Here is a 14,855-nt window from a genome sequence, read left to right on the forward strand (position 1 = left end):
CGGACGGGCTTGGGTTTGGCCTCGGCCCGGTGCGCGGGCGCGGCTTACTGATGTCCTCAAGCGCCGGACGGGCTGGGTTTGTCGTGGTGACGGGGGGTGGGGCCTGCGGAGGTACGTATGTCCGGACTGCATGTTTTACGGCGCCTCAGGGACTTGTTTGGTTCACCGGTAGTCATGCGCCACAAAACACGCTTTACGTCCGGACACACGCACCTCCTCCGACCCCACCCCCCTCACGCCGAGGGTGAGCTCAACGGCTGCGTTCGCCCGGGGAGCCTCACCTCTGCCCGGTGGACGGTGCCGCTTACCAACGTCCTCAATCGCCGGACGGGCTTGATTGTGGCCCTGCCCGGTACACGGGCGCGGGTTACCGATGTCCTCAAACGCCGGACAGGCTGGATTTTGGCCTCTGCCCGGTGCCGGGTGCGGGTTACCGCGTCCTCAAACGCCGGACGGGCTTGATTTGCCTTGACGCGGGCGTGAAAGGGGGACGGGCAGGGGTCGTGTCCGGAACGTAAAGCGTGTTTTGTGTCGCAAGGCCCCGGTGAACCAAACGACCCGCCGAACGCGACGTAAAACATGCAGTGCAGGACACGACCCCTGCCCGGCCCCCGGCAACAACCCGCACCCAAACCACCGGCCCGCAGCGGGCAAAATCAAGCCCGTCCGGCGATTGAGGACAACACGAACCGCAACCCGGTCACCGAGAACCCGCGGCCCCCCGGCCCCAGACCGCCCGTCCGGCGATTGAGGACAAAAGCCGGCCGCAAGGCCAACGGCCCCAGGTGCGGGACACTAGGGCCATGCCATCCGTACTGCCCGACGGCGAACCCATGCCCGAGACCGGCGCACTCCCCCCACCCGCCCTCGACGGCGCGGCCGCGCGCCCCCTGGGGTTCTACCTGCACGTCCCCTACTGCGCCACCCGCTGCGGATACTGCGACTTCAACACCTACACCGCCACCGAGCTCCGCGGCAGCGGCGGCGTGCTGGCCTCCCGGGACAATTACGCCGACACCCTGATCGACGAGATACGGCTGGCCAGGAAGGTCCTGGGCGACGACCTCCGCCCCGTCCGCACGGTCTTCGTCGGGGGCGGCACGCCCACGCTCCTGGCCGCCGACGACCTCGTGCGGATGCTCAACGCCGTCCGCGACGAGTTCGGGCTCGCGGACGGCGCCGAGGTCACCACCGAGGCGAACCCGGAATCCGTGGACCCGGAATACCTCGCGGCCCTCCGCGACGGAGGGTTCAACCGGATCTCCTTCGGGATGCAGAGCGCCCGGCAGCACGTCCTCAAGGTCCTGGACCGTACCCACACCCCCGGCCGCCCCGAGGCGTGCGTCGCCGAGGCGCGGGCCGCCGGGTTCGAGCACGTCAACCTCGACCTGATCTACGGCACCCCCGGCGAGAGCGACGACGACTGGCGCGCCTCGCTCGACGCCGCCGTGGGCGCCGGACCCGACCACATCAGCGCCTACGCGCTCATCGTGGAGGAGGGCACCCAGCTCGCCCGCCGCATCCGGCGCGGCGAGGTCCCGATGACGGACGACGACGAGCACGCGGACCGGTACCTGATCGCGGACGAGGTGCTCGCGAAGGCCGGGTTCTCCTGGTACGAGGTGTCGAACTGGGCCACGACCGAAGCGGGCCGCTGCCTGCACAACGAGCTGTACTGGCGCGGTGCCGACTGGTGGGGAGCGGGCCCCGGCGCCCACAGCCACGTCGGCGGGGTCCGCTGGTGGAACGTGAAGCACCCGGGCGCGTACGCCGCCGCGCTCGCCGAGGGCCGCTCGCCCGGCGCGGGGCGGGAGATCCTGACGGCGGAGGACCGCCGCGTCGAGCGGATCCTGCTGGAGCTGCGGCTGTCCGACGGAGTGCCGCTCTCGCTGCTGGCCACGGCAGGCCTCGCCGCCGCCGCCCGCGCGGTCGCCGACGGCCTGCTGGAGCCGGGGCCGTACGACCAGGGCCGGGGCGTTCTGACCCTGCGGGGCCGGCTGCTCGCCGACGCCGTGGTGCGGGATCTGGTGGACTAGACGGGGCGCCGATGAATTTCCGGGGCTTGGCCGGTCCCTCCTTCTGAAACCGTGACTTCGGAGAGGTGGACCCATGACCACGCTGCACGACCTGCTGCTCGCCCGCGTCGAGGACGGAACCGTGCCCGGCGCCGTGGGCCTGGTGGCCCGGGACGGAGACGTCGAGGTGGCCGTCGCCGGGGCCGTCGACACCGAGGGCACCTCGCCGATGGCCCGGGACTCGGTCTTCCGTATCGCCTCGCTCACCAAGCCGATCACCGCCGCGGCGGTCATGATGCTGGTCGACGACGGGCTGATCGCCCTCGGCGACCCGGTCCGGCGGTGGCTGCCCGAGCTGGCCGAGCCGGTGGTGGTCCGTACGCCCGGCGGTCCCGTCGACGACGTCGTGCCGGCCGACCGGCCCATCACCGTCGCCGACCTGCTCTCCTCCCGTGCCGGATACGGCTTCCCCGACGACTTCTCCCTGCCAGCCGTCGCGCTGCTCTTCAGCGAGCTGCTGCAAGGCCCGCCGCAGCCGCAGGCCGTCCCCGAGCCGGACGAGTGGATGGCCAGGCTCGGCCGCGTCCCCCTGCTGCGCCAGCCGGGCGAGGCGTGGCTGTACAACATCTGCTCCGACATCCAGGGCGTCCTGGCCGCCCGCGTCACCGGCCGGCCCCTGGGCGAGTTCCTGGCCGAGCGGCTGTTCGAGCCGCTCTCCATGAACGACACCGGCTTCTCCCTGCCGGCCGGCGGACTCGACCGGTTCACCAGCTACTACCGCGACGACCTCACCCTGGTCGACGCCCCCGGCGGGCAGTGGAACGAGCTGCCACCGTTCCCCTCCGGCGCGGGCGGGCTCGTCTCCACTGTTGATGATTTGTATGCTTTTGCCCGGCTGCTCCTCGGCGGCGGGAGCGCGGGCGGCAAGCGGCTGCTGTCCACCGAGTCGGTGCGGCTGATGACCACCGACCACCTGACCCCCGCCCAGCGCACCGCCGGTGAGCTGTTCCTGGAGGGCCAGGGCTGGGGCTACGGCGGTTCGGTCGACGTGAAGGCCGCCGATCCGTGGAACGTGCCGGGGCGGTACGGCTGGGTCGGCGGTACGGGCACCGCCGCGCACCTCGTCCCGTCGACCGGCGCGGTCAGCATCCTGCTCACCCAGCGGGCGATGGCCAGTCCGACCCCGCCCGCCCTGATGCGTGACTTCTGGCGGTACGCGGCGGCGCAGGCCTGACGTTCGCGGAGGCCTGTCGTTCAGGGGGCCGGTTCCGTGACGAAGTCGATCAGGCGCTCCACCGAGCCCAGCAGCGCCGGCTCCAGATCGCGGTACGAATGGACCCTGGACAGGATGTGCTGCCATGCGGCCCCGGTGTTCTCCGGCCAGCCCAGCGCCCGGCACACGCCCGTCTTCCAGTCCTCGCCCCTCGGCACCCGGGGCCACGCCGCGATGCCCACCGAGGACGGCTTCACGGCCTCCCAGACGTCGATGTACGGGTGGCCCACCACCAGGACGTCCGCGCCCGTCACCGCCGCCGCGATCCGGGACTCCTTCGATCCCGGCACCAGGTGGTCGACCAGGACGCCCAGCCGCGCGTCCGGCGCCGGGGCGAACTCCGCGACCACCGCCGGGAGATCGTCCACACCCTCCAGGTATTCGACCACCACCCCCTCGATCCGCAGGTCGTCGCCCCAGACACGCTCGACCAGCTCCGCGTCGTGCCGGCCCTCCACATAGATCCGCCCGGCCCGGGCGACGCGGGCGCGCGCCCCGGGGACCGCGATCGATCCGGAGGCCGTACGGGTGGGCCGTACCGGACCCCCGGCCGTGGGGCGGACCAGCGTCACCACCCGGCCCTCCAGCAGGAAGCCCCGGACCGCCAGCGGGAAGACGCGCTGCTTGCCGAAGCGGTCCTCCAGGGTCACGGTCGGCCCCTCCGCCGTCTTCTCGCAGCGGATCACCGCGCCGCAGAACCCGGTCGCCACCTCCTCGACCACCAGATCCGGCTCGGCGGGCACCTCCGGCGCCGAGGTCGGCTTCTTCCACGGAGGGGTCAGGTCGGGGCTGTAGCTGCGCATGGCCAAGACGATAAACGGACGGGAGGCCCGCTACAGCGACACGCCGAAACGTACCGCCAGCGCGTCCCGCTGTGCCCGTACGAACGCCGCGTCCACCACCGCTCCATGACCTGGCACGTACACCGCGTCCTCCCCGCCCAGCGCCAGCAGCCGGTCCAGGGCGGCCGGCCACCGTGACGTGATCGCGTCCGGCCCCGCCTGCGGCTCCCCCGACTCCTCCACCAGGTCGCCGCAGAAGAGCACCGGCGCCGAGCCGTCCCCGGCCGGGACCAGCAGGGCCAGGTCGTGGGCCGTGTGGCCGGGCCCCGCGTTCGCCAGCAGCACCCGGGGGCCGCCGAGGTCCAGGGTCAGCTCGCCCGACACCGCGTGCCCCGGCAGGACGAGCGCGTCCCGCGCGAGAGCCGCCTCCGCCGCGTCCACCCCCTCGCGCACGGCGTCCTCGTACAGCGCGCCGCCGCCCCGCGCCAGCAGTTCCGCCAGGCCCACCGCCCCGTACACCTCCGCGTCCGTGAACGCCGCCGTCCCCAGCACGTGGTCGAAGTGCGGATGGCTGAGCGCGACGTGCGTGACGGGCCGCCCGGGGCCCAGCAGGGCGGCCACGTCCGCCCGCAGCGCCGCGCCCTCACTGGGCGTCGAGCCCGTGTCGTACAGCAGGACGCCGGTGTCACCGGCCACGAGTCCGGCGGTCGCGTCCCACCCGGGCAGCCGGCACCGGCCCGCCCGCGGCGACAGCCGCTCCCACCCGCGCTCTTCCCAACGGATGTCCATGCGAGGACGCTATCCGCAATGACGCGCGGCCTCGCGCGGTAGCGTGGTCGGTCACCCTTGCTAGGGGCGTACCCCACAGCCGTACACTGTCGGGGGGAATGCTGGCACTCCCTCCGGGTGAGTGCCAAGCCGGATCCGACGGACGACAGCGGGAGGTGTGCGCGATGCTCAGTGAACGCAGACTCGAAGTGCTCCGCGCGATCGTCCAGGACTACGTCGGCACCGAGGAGCCGGTCGGTTCCAAGGCGCTCACCGAGCGGCACAAGCTCGGCGTGTCTCCGGCGACGGTCCGCAACGACATGGCGGTGCTGGAGGACGAGGGCTTCATCGCCCAGCCGCACACCAGCGCCGGCCGTATCCCGACCGACAAGGGCTACCGGCTCTTCGTGGACCGGCTGGCGGGGGTCAAGCCCCTGTCGTCGCCGGAGCGCCGGGCCATCCAGAACTTCCTGGACAGCGCGGTCGACCTCGACGACGTGGTGGGCCGTACGGTACGGCTGCTCGCGCAGCTGACCCGGCAGGTCGCGGTGGTGCAGTACCCCTCGCTGACCCGCTCGACGGTGCGGCACGTGGAGCTGCTCGCCCTGGCCTCCGCCCGGCTGATGCTCGTGTTGATCACGGACACCGGCCGGGTCGAACAACGCATGATCGACTGCCCCGCGCCCTTCGGGGAGACCGCCCTCGCGGACCTGCGGGCCCGGCTCAACAGCCGGGTCGTCGGACGCCGTTTCTCGGACGTCCCGCAGCTCGTGCAGGACCTTCCCGACTCGTTCGAGCAGGAGGACCGCGGGGTCGTCACGACGGTGCTCGCGACCCTGCTCGAAACGCTGGTCGAGGAGACCGAGGAGCGGCTGGTGATCGGCGGTACGGCCAATCTCACCCGCTTCGGACACGATTTCCCGCTCACCATCCGGCCGGTGCTGGAGGCGCTGGAGGAGCAGGTCGTGCTCCTCAAGCTGCTGGGTGAGGCGGAGCACCCGGGCATGACCGTACGTATCGGGCACGAGAACGCCCATGAGGGCCTCAACTCCACGTCCGTCGTCGCGGTCGGCTACGGTTCGGGCGACGAGGCAGTCGCCAAACTCGGCGTGGTCGGACCGACCCGCATGGACTACCCCGGAACGATGGGAGCGGTACGCGCAGTGGCACGTTACGTCGGACAGATCCTGGCGGAGTCGTAAGTGGCCACGGACTACTACGCCGTTCTCGGCGTGCGCCGCGACGCGTCTCAGGACGAGATCAAGAAGGCATTCCGCAGGCTCGCCCGCGAGCTGCACCCGGATGTCAATCCCGATCCCAAGACGCAGGAGCGCTTCAAGGAGATCAACGCCGCGTACGAGGTGCTGTCGGACCCGCAGAAGAAGCAGGTCTACGACCTCGGCGGGGACCCGCTGTCCGCGAGCGGCGGAGGCGGTGCGGGCGGTTTCGGAGCCGGTGGCTTCGGCAACTTCTCGGACATCATGGACGCGTTCTTCGGTACGTCGCAGCAGCGCGGGCCGCGCTCGCGGACGCGGCGGGGCCAGGACGCGATGATCCGGCTGGAGATCGACCTCAACGAGTCGGCCTTCGGCACCACCAAGGACATCCAGGTCGACACGGCCGTGGTCTGCACGACCTGCTCGGGCGAGGGGGCGGCGCCGGGCACCTCGGCGCAGACCTGCGACATGTGCCGCGGTCGCGGCGAGGTCTCGCAGGTCACGCGGTCCTTCCTGGGCCAGGTCATGACCTCGCGGCCCTGCCCGCAGTGCCAGGGCTTCGGTACGGTCGTCCCGACGCCGTGCCCCGAGTGCGCCGGTGACGGGCGGATCCGCTCGCGCCGCACGCTCACGGTCAAGATCCCGGCGGGTGTGGACAACGGCACGAGGATCCAGCTCGCGGGCGAGGGCGAGGTCGGCCCCGGCGGCGGCCCCGCCGGTGACCTGTACGTGGAGATCCACGAGCTGCCGCACGCGGTGTTCCAGCGGCGCGGCGACGACCTGCACTGCACGGTGACCGTCCCCATGACGGCGGCGTCCCTGGGCACCAAGTGCCCGCTGGAGACGCTGGACGGGGTGGAGGACATCGACGTACGGCCCGGCACGCAGTCGGGGCAGTCGATCCCGCTGCACGGGCGGGGCATCACGCACCTGCGCGGCGGCGGGCGCGGCGACCTCATCGTGCATGTCGAGGTCACGACCCCGTCGAAGCTGGACGCCGAGCAGGAACGCCTGCTGCGGGAGCTGGCGGTGCTGCGCGGCGAGGAACGCCCCCTGGGCCAGTTCCAGCCGGGACAGCAGGGCCTCTTCTCCAGATTGAAGGACGCGTTCAACGGCCGTTGACAGACGTCCTTGATCAGCTTTGACCGCTGCCCTTGATCGCCGGGCGGGCTGAAATCAAGCCCGTCCGGCGATTGAGGACACACTGCGGCCGCAGGCCGCGCCCCCGGATCCCCCGAGCGGCGAGCGACATGGCACCATGCTTCGCATGTCCTCCGCACTGACCGATCTCTGCCGGTATCCCATCGTGCAGGCCCCCATGGCGGGCGGTGCCTCCTGCCCGCAGCTCGCCGCGGCCGTCTCCGACGCCGGCGGGCTCGGGTTCCTCGCCGCCGGGTACAAATCGGTCGATGTGATGTACGAGGAGATCAAGCACCTCCGCGGTCTCACCTCGCGCCCCTTCGGCGTCAACCTCTTCATGCCCCAGCCGCACTACGCGGACAGCGCGGCCGTCGAGGTCTACCGCAACCAGCTCGCCGGTGAGGCCACCTGGTACGAGACCCCGCTCGGCGACCCGGAGAGCGGCCGGGACGACGGGTACGAGGCGAAGCTGGCGATCCTGCTGGACGACCCGGTCCCGGTCGTCTCGTTCACCTTCGGCTGCCCCACCCGTACGACCCTCGACGCCTTCGCCAAGGTCGGCACGCTCACCGTCGTCACCGTCACCACCCCCGAAGAGGCCCAGACCGCCCAGTGGTCCGGCGCCGACGCCGTCTGCGTCCAGGGCATCGAGGCCGGCGGCCACCAGGGCACCCACCGCGACGACCCGGAGAACGACGGCGTGGGCCTCGGGCTGCTCGCGCTGCTCGGGCTGGTCAAGGAGACCGTCGACCTCCCGATCGTCGCGACCGGCGGCATCATGCGCGGCGGCCAGATCGCCGGGGTGCTGGCGGCGGGCGCGGACGCGGCGCAGCTCGGCACGGCGTTCCTGGTGTGCCCGGAGTCCGGGGCGAGCGCGCTGCACAAGGACGCCATGACCAACCCGCTGTTCGTACGGACCCAGTTGACGCGCGCGTTCTCCGGCCGCCCCGCCCGGGGCCTCGTCAACCGCTTCATGAGCGAGCACGGCAAGTACGCCCCGGCCGCCTACCCGGAGGTGCACCACGTCACCGCCGGGCTGCGCAAGGCCGCCGCGAAGGTCGGTGACGCGCAGGGCATGGCGCTGTGGGCCGGGCAGGGCCACCGGCTGGCCCGTGACCTGCCGGCCGCGACCCTGGTCAACGTCCTCGTCACCGAGTTCGAGGTGGCCGGCGCGGGCCTCGGCCGGCCGGGCAACGCCTCGTGACCGCGCCGGTGTTCGTGGTGGACTGCTTCGGCGCGGGACCGGCCGGGCGGTTCGTCCTGGAGGGCGCCGAGGGGCGGCACGCGGTGTCCGTGAAGCGGCTGCACGCCGGCGAGGACGTCGTCCTGACCGACGGCAAGGGCCGCTGGGCGGACGGCGTGGTCCTCGGGACCGAGGGCAAGGACCGGCTGATCGTCCAGCTCGACTCGTACGCCGACGAACCGCCGGAGACCCCGCACATCACCGTCGTACAGGCCCTGCCCAAGGGCGACCGGGGCGAGGTGGCCGTCGAGACCATGACGGAGACCGGTGTGGACGCCGTCGTCCCGTGGGCGGCCTCCCGGTGCGTCACCCGGTGGAACGGGGAGCGGGGCGCGAAGGCGCTCGCCAAGTGGCGTTCCACGGCACGGGAGTCGGGGAAGCAGTCGCGGCGGGTGCGGTTCCCCGAGGTGGCGGACGCGATGAGTACGAAGCAGGTCGCCGCGCTGCTGGCGACGGCCGACTTCGCCGCCGTCCTGCACGAGGACCGGGACGCGGCGAGCGCCGCGCTCGCGTCGGCCGAACTGCCGCACGAGGGTTCCGTCGTGCTGGTCGTCGGACCCGAAGGGGGCGTGTCCCCCGAGGAGTTGGCGGCTTTCGCGGCGGCGGGCGCGAAGCCGTACCGGCTGGGCCACAGCGTGCTGCGTACGTCCACGGCGGGGACGGCGGCCGTGGCCGTGGTGATGGCCCGCACCGGCCGCTGGTCCTGATCCGTACGGCCCCCGGCCGCTAGCATGGCCGGGCGTGATCGCTGTGATCACCGCGTCTCGTCATCGTCACCGTCATCACTGTCATCGCCGGATTCGAGGAGGGCCAGGACCATGGCCGGAGAACCACAGGCCGACTGCCTGTTCTGCAAGATCGTGGCGGGGGACGTGCCGGCCACCGTCGTCCGCGAGACGGCGACCACCGTCGCCTTCCGGGACATCCACCCGCAGGCCCCCACCCACATCCTCGTCATCCCCCGCGTGCACTACCCCGACGCGGCCTCGCTGGCCGCCGCCGAGCCGGGGATCGCCGCCGACCTGCTGACCGAGGCCGGGACCATCGCCGCCGAGGAGGGCGCCGACTCCACCGGCTACCGGATCGTCTTCAACACCGGCAGCGGCGCCGGTCAGACCGTCTTCCACGCGCACGCCCACCTGCTGGGCGGCCGGGGCCTCAACTGGCCTCCTGGATAAGCGCCTTGTCCGTACGGGAACTGGTCGTCCTGGGGACCGCCAGCCAGGTGCCCACACGCCACCGCAACCACAACGGCTATCTGCTGCGCTGGGACGGCGAAGGCCTGCTCTTCGACCCGGGGGAGGGCACGCAGCGGCAGATGCTGCGGGCCGGGGTCGCCGCGCACGACATCAACCGCCTCTGCGTCACGCACTTCCACGGCGACCACGCGCTCGGGCTGGCCGGGGTGATCCAGCGCATCAACCTCGACCGGGTGCCGCACCCGGTCACCGCGCACTACCCGGCGAGCGGACAGCACTTCTTCGAGCGGCTGCGGTACGCGACGGCCTACCGCGAGACCGTCCGGCTGACCGAGGCGCCGGTCACCGGCGACGGAGTCCTCGCGCGGACCGCCGCGTACACGCTGGAGGCGCACCTCCTCTCGCACCCCGTCGAGTCGTACGGCTACCGCCTCACCGAGCCCGACGGGCGCCGCATGCTGCCGGAGCGGCTGGCCGCCCACGGCATCGCGGGCCCGGACGTCGGCCGCCTCGCGCGGGAGGGGGTCCTGGGCGGGGTCACGCTGGACGAGGTCAGTGAGATCCGTACCGGACAGCGCTTCGCGTTCGTCATGGACACCCGGCTCTGCGACGGCGTGCACGCGCTCGCCGAGGGGTGCGACATGCTGGTGATCGAATCGACGTTCCTGGACGAGGACGAGACGCTCGCCACCGACCACGGCCACCTCACGGCGGGCCAGGCGGGGCGGGTCGCGCGGGACGCGGGCGTACGGCACCTGGTGCTCACCCACTTCTCGCAGCGGTACGGGGACCCGGAGGCGTTCGAACGGCAGGCGCGGGCGGCGGGCTTCACGGGCGAACTGACCGTGGCCGCCGACCTGGTGCGGGTGCCGCTGCCCCCGCGCGGTGCCTGACCCGGCCCGGACGGCCTGAAAGGTACGGTTCGTCCGGTCGTCCGGGACACGGAAAGGCCTCCGACCTGCCGACCTGCCACCGCGCCGCGCATCGGGCAGACTGTCTTGATCCGCACGCGATCGGGGAGCCCGCCGTGACCACATTCACCCCACCCGACGGAGAGCCGCAGGACCGGACCGCCGCCGTCGACCCGCTGGGCGGACTGCGCGCCCCGGACGATCCGCGGTGCGACGTCTACCTCACGGGCACGGTCTTCCTGGACATCATCTTCACCGGCCTGGCCGCCGCCCCCGTGCGCGGCACCGAGTCCTGGGCCCGGGGGATGGGCTCCAGCCCCGGCGGGATCGCCAACATGGCCACCGCCCTGGCCCGCCTCGGTCTGCGGACCTCGCTCGCCGCCGCCTTCGGCGACGACCACTACGGGGAGTACTGCTGGGACGCGCTGGAGCAGGGCGAGGGCATCGACCTGTCAGGCTCCCGCAAGGTCCCCGGCTGGCACTCGCCGGTGACCGTCTCCATGGCGTACGAGGGCGAGCGGACGATGGTCTCGCACGGCCACGAGGCCCCGCCGCCCGAGGGCGCCCTGCCGGAGTGCCCGCCGCGCGCGCGGGCCGCCATCGCCGCCCTGCTGCCGGGCCGGGGCGACCCCTGGATCGGCCGGGCCGCCTCCCACGGGTCGCTGATCTTCGCCGACGTCGGCTGGGACGACTCGGGCCGCTGGGACCTCGCCGGGCTCGTCGACCTGGAGCACTGCGAGGCGTTCCTGCCCAACGCCGAGGAGGCGATGCGCTACACGCGCACCGACGACCCCAGGAAGGCCGCCTGGAAGCTGGCCGAGAAGGTGCCGCTGGCGGTCGTCACGCTGGGCGCGGAGGGCGCGTACGCCGTGGACGGTCGCACCGGGGAGAGCGCGCAGGTCCCGGCCATCGCGGTGGAGGCCCTCGATCCGACCGGCGCGGGGGACGTCTTCGTGGCCGGATTTGTCACCGGGACGCTCGCCGGCTGGCCGCTCGCGGACCGGCTGGCCTTCGCCGGGCTGACCGCCGCGCTGTCGGTCCAGGAGTTCGGCGGGTCGCTCTCCGCGCCCGGCTGGTCGGAGGTCGCGACCTGGTGGCGGTCGGTGCAGAGGGTCCCCGACCAGGATCCGGCGGCGCTGCGGCGGTACGGCTTCCTGGAGGGCCTGCTGCCCGCCCCGAGCAGGCCGTGGCCGCTGCGCAGGGCCGTACCGACCATCGGATTCGGCCGCGTCGGCTGAACCGGCCGGCGGGTCCGGCGGCACGCCGCCCGGGGGCGTGGCGGGGCGCGGGGGAAGGGCGCGGGGAAGGCGCGCGGAAAAGTCCTACGGTGTTGTCGGTGCGGAGTCGTAGGCTGGTGGCCCAGAGGTTGTCGAGCGGCGAGAACCCTGCAACGGGAGGTATGTGCAGGCCACAGTGCCGGCCCATGACTCAGACACCTACAGACCGGACCCCCGCACCGGCGCAGGCGCGTGCCCAGTTCACCGTCCCCGACAGCCACCCCATGGTGACGGTCCTGGGTTCGAGGGATTCCCTGCTGCGTGTGATCGAGAAGGCGTTCCCGGCCGCAGACATCCATGTCCGGGGAAACGAGATCAGTGCGACAGGCAGCGCGGCGGACGTCGCGCTCGTCCAGCGCCTGCTCGACGAGATGATGCTGGTGCTCCGCACCGGTCAGCCGATGACGGAGGACGCAGTGGAACGTTCCATCGCCATGCTCAGGGCGAGCGAGAGCGGCGGGGCCGACGGCGAGGAGACCCCCGCCGAGGTGCTCACGCAGAACATCGTGTCCAGCCGTGGACGCACGATCCGCCCCAAGACCCTCAACCAGAAGCGGTACGTCGACGCGATCGACAAGAACACGATCGTCTTCGGGATCGGCCCGGCCGGTACCGGCAAGACCTACCTGGCCATGGCCAAGGCCGTCCAGGCCCTCCAGTCCAAGCAGGTCAGCCGCATCATCCTGACCAGGCCCGCCGTCGAGGCGGGGGAGCGGCTCGGCTTCCTGCCGGGGACGCTCTACGAGAAGATCGACCCGTACCTGCGCCCGCTCTACGACGCGCTGCACGACATGCTCGACCCCGAGTCGATCCCCCGCCTGATGGCGGCGGGCACGATCGAGGTCGCGCCGCTGGCGTACATGCGTGGTCGTACGCTGAACGACGCTTTCATCATCCTGGACGAGGCGCAGAACACCAGCCCCGAGCAGATGAAGATGTTCCTCACCCGCCTCGGCTTCGAATCGAAGATCGTCATCACCGGTGACGTGACCCAGGTCGACCTCCCGGGCGGCACGAAGAGCGGTCTGCGGCAGGTCCAGGAGATCCTGGAAGGGGTCGACGACGTGCACTTCTCCCGGCTGACGTCGGAGGATGTCGTACGGCACAAGCTCGTCGGCCGTATCGTCGACGCCTACGAGCAGTACGACAGCCGCAACGGCAACGAACAGCACCGCTGAACGAAGCGCGCGGCACTAATCGGGAGAGTCACACCGCACCATGTCGATCGACGTCAACAACGAGTCAGGCACCGAGGTCGACGAGCAGGCGATTCTCGACGTCGCCCGCTACGCGCTCACCCGGATGCGCATCCACCCGCTCTCCGAGCTGTCGGTGATCGTGGTGGACGAGGCCGCCATGGAGCAGCTGCACCTCCAGTGGATGGACCTGCCGGGTCCGACCGATGTCATGTCCTTCCCGATGGACGAGCTGCGTCCGCCGGTGAAGGACGACGAGGAGCCCCCGCAGGGGCTCCTCGGTGACATCGTGCTCTGCCCCGAGGTCGCCAAGAGGCAGGGCGAGGAAGCCCCGACGCGGCACTCCATGGACGAGGAGCTCCAGCTCCTCACCGTCCATGGAGTGCTGCATCTCCTCGGGTACGACCACGAGGTGCCGGACGAGAAGGCCGAGATGTTCGGCCTCCAGGCCGCGATCGTCGACGGGTGGCGGGCCGAGCACGGGCTCGAAGGGCCCTCGCCCGCGCCGACCGTCTCGTGACCGCCCAACTGATCGTCGGGGCCGTCGCCCTGGTCGTCGTCGCCTGGCTGGCGGCGTCGGCCGAGGCGGGGCTGGCCCGCGTCTCCAGCTTCCGTGCGGCCGAGGCCGTCAGGTCCGGGCGCCGGGGCGCGGCCAAGCTCGCCCAGATCGCCGCCGACCCCACGCGCTACCTGAACGTGGCCCTGCTGGTGCGGGTCGCCTGCGAGATGGCCGCCGGGGTGCTGGTCACGTACGTCTGCCTGAACGGGTTCGACGACACATGGGTGGCGCTGGTCGTCGCCATCGGCGTCATGGTCCTGGTGTCGTACGTCGCGGTGGGGGTCTCGCCGCGGACCATCGGCCGCCAGCATCCGCTGAACGTGGCCACGGCGTCCGCGTACGTCCTGCTGCCGCTGGCCAGGATCATGGGCCCGGTCCCGCAGCTGCTGATCCTCCTCGGCAACGCGCTCACGCCCGGCAAGGGGTTCCGCAAGGGGCCGTTCGCCAGTGAGGCGGAGCTGCGCGCGATGGTCGACCTCGCCGAGCAGGAGTCCCTGATCGAGGACGACGAGCGCCGGATGGTGCACTCCGTCTTCGAGCTGGGCGACACGCTCGTGCGCGAGGTGATGGTGCCGCGTACGGATCTGGTCGCCATCGAGCGGTCCAAGACGATCCGTCAGGCGCTGACCCTGGCGCTGCGCTCCGGTTTCTCCCGCATCCCGGTGACGGGGGAGAACGAGGACGACATCGTCGGCATCGTCTACCTCAAGGACCTGGTCAGGAAGACCCACATCAACCGGGACTCGGAGGCCGACCTGGTCTCCACGGCGATGCGCCCGGCGGCCTTCGTCCCGGACACGAAGAACGCGGGCGACCTGCTGCGGGAGATGCAGCAGGAGCGCAGCCATGTCGCCGTGGTCATCGACGAGTACGGCGGTACGGCCGGCATCGTCACGATCGAGGACATCCTGGAGGAGATTGTCGGCGAGATCACCGACGAGTACGACCGTGAGCTGCCCCCGGTCGAGGAGATCGGCGACGGCTCCTACCGGGTCACGGCCCGGCTGGACATCGGGGACCTCGGGGAGCTGTTCGGGCTCGACGCGTTCGACGACGAGGACGTGGAGACGGTCGGCGGGCTGCTCGCGAAGGCGCTGGGCCGGGTGCCGATCGCCGGGGCCAGCGCCAAGGTCGACCTGCCGGACGGCCGGACGCTGCGGCTGACGGCGGAGTCCCCGGCGGGCCGCCGCAACAAGATCGTGACGGTCCTGGCGGAGCCGGAGCCCGCGCGGCAGCCGCATCCGTGACGGCCCCGGGGGAGCCCGCGGCCGCCGG

14 protein-coding genes are annotated in these 14,855 nt (G+C 72.0%); 12 read left to right on the forward strand and 2 right to left on the reverse strand.

All coding sequences use genetic code 11. The features are described from left to right. Window positions 1–803 precede the first annotated feature (803 nt). Both hemW and OG349_RS24825 read left to right on the forward strand, forming a co-directional pair. On the forward strand, window positions 804–2,036 hold the full coding sequence (hemW, locus tag OG349_RS24820; RefSeq protein ID WP_327236690.1) for a radical SAM family heme chaperone HemW: 1,233 nt from the start codon (window positions 804–806) through the stop codon (window positions 2,034–2,036). A gap of 73 nt (window positions 2,037–2,109) precedes the next feature. Next, on the forward strand, window positions 2,110–3,249 hold the full coding sequence (locus OG349_RS24825; protein ID WP_327236691.1) for a serine hydrolase domain-containing protein: 1,140 nt from the start codon (window positions 2,110–2,112) through the stop codon (window positions 3,247–3,249). Between the two features lie 20 nt (window positions 3,250–3,269). On the opposite strand, the gene OG349_RS24830 is transcribed toward OG349_RS24825, so the two are convergent. Both OG349_RS24830 and OG349_RS24835 read right to left on the reverse strand, forming a co-directional pair. Next, window positions 3,270–4,091: a DUF3097 domain-containing protein gene (locus tag OG349_RS24830; protein ID WP_327236692.1), complete on the reverse strand. Its 822-nt coding sequence runs from the start codon at window positions 4,089–4,091 to the stop codon at window positions 3,270–3,272. A gap of 30 nt (window positions 4,092–4,121) precedes the next feature. Next, window positions 4,122–4,859 carry an MBL fold metallo-hydrolase gene (locus OG349_RS24835; RefSeq protein WP_327236693.1) on the reverse strand — a complete coding sequence of 246 codons (738 nt, stop codon included), beginning with the start codon at window positions 4,857–4,859 and terminating at the stop codon, window positions 4,122–4,124. A 164-nt stretch (window positions 4,860–5,023) separates the two neighbouring features. On the opposite strand from OG349_RS24835, the gene hrcA reads away from it, so the two are divergent. The 10 genes from hrcA (at window position 5,024) to OG349_RS24885 (ending at window position 14,827) form a co-directional block, all read left to right on the forward strand. After that, complete coding sequence (gene hrcA / locus OG349_RS24840) at window positions 5,024–6,040, forward strand: heat-inducible transcriptional repressor HrcA (RefSeq protein ID WP_161307882.1); 1,017 nt, start codon at window positions 5,024–5,026, stop codon at window positions 6,038–6,040. Continuing rightward, on the forward strand, window positions 6,041–7,177 hold the full coding sequence (gene dnaJ, locus OG349_RS24845) for a molecular chaperone DnaJ (RefSeq protein WP_167033196.1): 1,137 nt from the start codon (window positions 6,041–6,043) through the stop codon (window positions 7,175–7,177). 145 nt (window positions 7,178–7,322) lie between these two features. Next, window positions 7,323–8,399: a nitronate monooxygenase gene (locus OG349_RS24850; RefSeq protein WP_327236694.1), complete on the forward strand. Its 1,077-nt coding sequence runs from the start codon at window positions 7,323–7,325 to the stop codon at window positions 8,397–8,399. Continuing rightward, window positions 8,396–9,145, forward strand: a complete 750-nt coding sequence (locus OG349_RS24855; protein ID WP_327236695.1) for a 16S rRNA (uracil(1498)-N(3))-methyltransferase — start codon at window positions 8,396–8,398, stop codon at window positions 9,143–9,145. The genes OG349_RS24850 and OG349_RS24855 overlap by 4 nt, the downstream gene beginning before the upstream one ends. A 111-nt stretch (window positions 9,146–9,256) precedes the next feature. Next, window positions 9,257–9,616 carry a histidine triad nucleotide-binding protein gene (locus tag OG349_RS24860; protein WP_327236696.1) on the forward strand — a complete coding sequence of 120 codons (360 nt, stop codon included), beginning with the start codon at window positions 9,257–9,259 and terminating at the stop codon, window positions 9,614–9,616. A gap of 5 nt (window positions 9,617–9,621) precedes the next feature. Then, complete coding sequence (locus OG349_RS24865; RefSeq protein ID WP_327236697.1) at window positions 9,622–10,530, forward strand: ribonuclease Z; 909 nt, start codon at window positions 9,622–9,624, stop codon at window positions 10,528–10,530. A gap of 134 nt (window positions 10,531–10,664) precedes the next feature. Then, on the forward strand, window positions 10,665–11,786 hold the full coding sequence (locus tag OG349_RS24870; protein WP_327236698.1) for a carbohydrate kinase family protein: 1,122 nt from the start codon (window positions 10,665–10,667) through the stop codon (window positions 11,784–11,786). A 185-nt stretch (window positions 11,787–11,971) separates the two neighbouring features. Further along, complete coding sequence (locus tag OG349_RS24875) at window positions 11,972–13,003, forward strand: PhoH family protein (protein ID WP_327236699.1); 1,032 nt, start codon at window positions 11,972–11,974, stop codon at window positions 13,001–13,003. Between the two features lie 40 nt (window positions 13,004–13,043). Then, on the forward strand, window positions 13,044–13,541 hold the full coding sequence (ybeY, locus tag OG349_RS24880; RefSeq protein ID WP_161312613.1) for an rRNA maturation RNase YbeY: 498 nt from the start codon (window positions 13,044–13,046) through the stop codon (window positions 13,539–13,541). Beyond that, a complete protein-coding gene (locus tag OG349_RS24885; RefSeq protein ID WP_327236700.1) occupies window positions 13,538–14,827 on the forward strand; it encodes a hemolysin family protein in 1,290 nt (429 codons plus the stop codon). The genes ybeY and OG349_RS24885 overlap by 4 nt, the downstream gene beginning before the upstream one ends. Window positions 14,828–14,855: the final 28 nt, after the last annotated feature.

This window comes from Streptomyces sp. NBC_01317 (assembly GCF_035961655.1).
In the GTDB taxonomy this organism is placed as follows: Bacteria; Actinomycetota; Actinomycetes; order Streptomycetales; family Streptomycetaceae; genus Streptomyces.

Excerpts from the sequence above, each read along its gene's own strand:
- OG349_RS24860 (WP_327236696.1), top strand. The coding sequence starts at position 9,257 with ATGGCCGGAGAACCACAGGCCGACTGCCTGTTCTGCAAGATCGTGGCG.
- OG349_RS24835 (WP_327236693.1), bottom strand. The coding sequence starts at position 4,859 with ATGGACATCCGTTGGGAAGAGCGCGGGTGGGAGCGGCTGTCGCCGCGG.
- hrcA (WP_161307882.1), top strand. The coding sequence starts at position 5,024 with ATGCTCAGTGAACGCAGACTCGAAGTGCTCCGCGCGATCGTCCAGGAC.
- ybeY (WP_161312613.1), top strand. The coding sequence starts at position 13,044 with ATGTCGATCGACGTCAACAACGAGTCAGGCACCGAGGTCGACGAGCAG.
- OG349_RS24830 (WP_327236692.1), bottom strand. The coding sequence starts at position 4,091 with ATGCGCAGCTACAGCCCCGACCTGACCCCTCCGTGGAAGAAGCCGACC.
- OG349_RS24825 (WP_327236691.1), top strand. The coding sequence starts at position 2,110 with ATGACCACGCTGCACGACCTGCTGCTCGCCCGCGTCGAGGACGGAACC.
- OG349_RS24875 (WP_327236699.1), top strand. The coding sequence starts at position 11,972 with ATGACTCAGACACCTACAGACCGGACCCCCGCACCGGCGCAGGCGCGT.
- OG349_RS24850 (WP_327236694.1), top strand. The coding sequence starts at position 7,323 with ATGTCCTCCGCACTGACCGATCTCTGCCGGTATCCCATCGTGCAGGCC.
- hemW (WP_327236690.1), top strand. The coding sequence starts at position 804 with ATGCCATCCGTACTGCCCGACGGCGAACCCATGCCCGAGACCGGCGCA.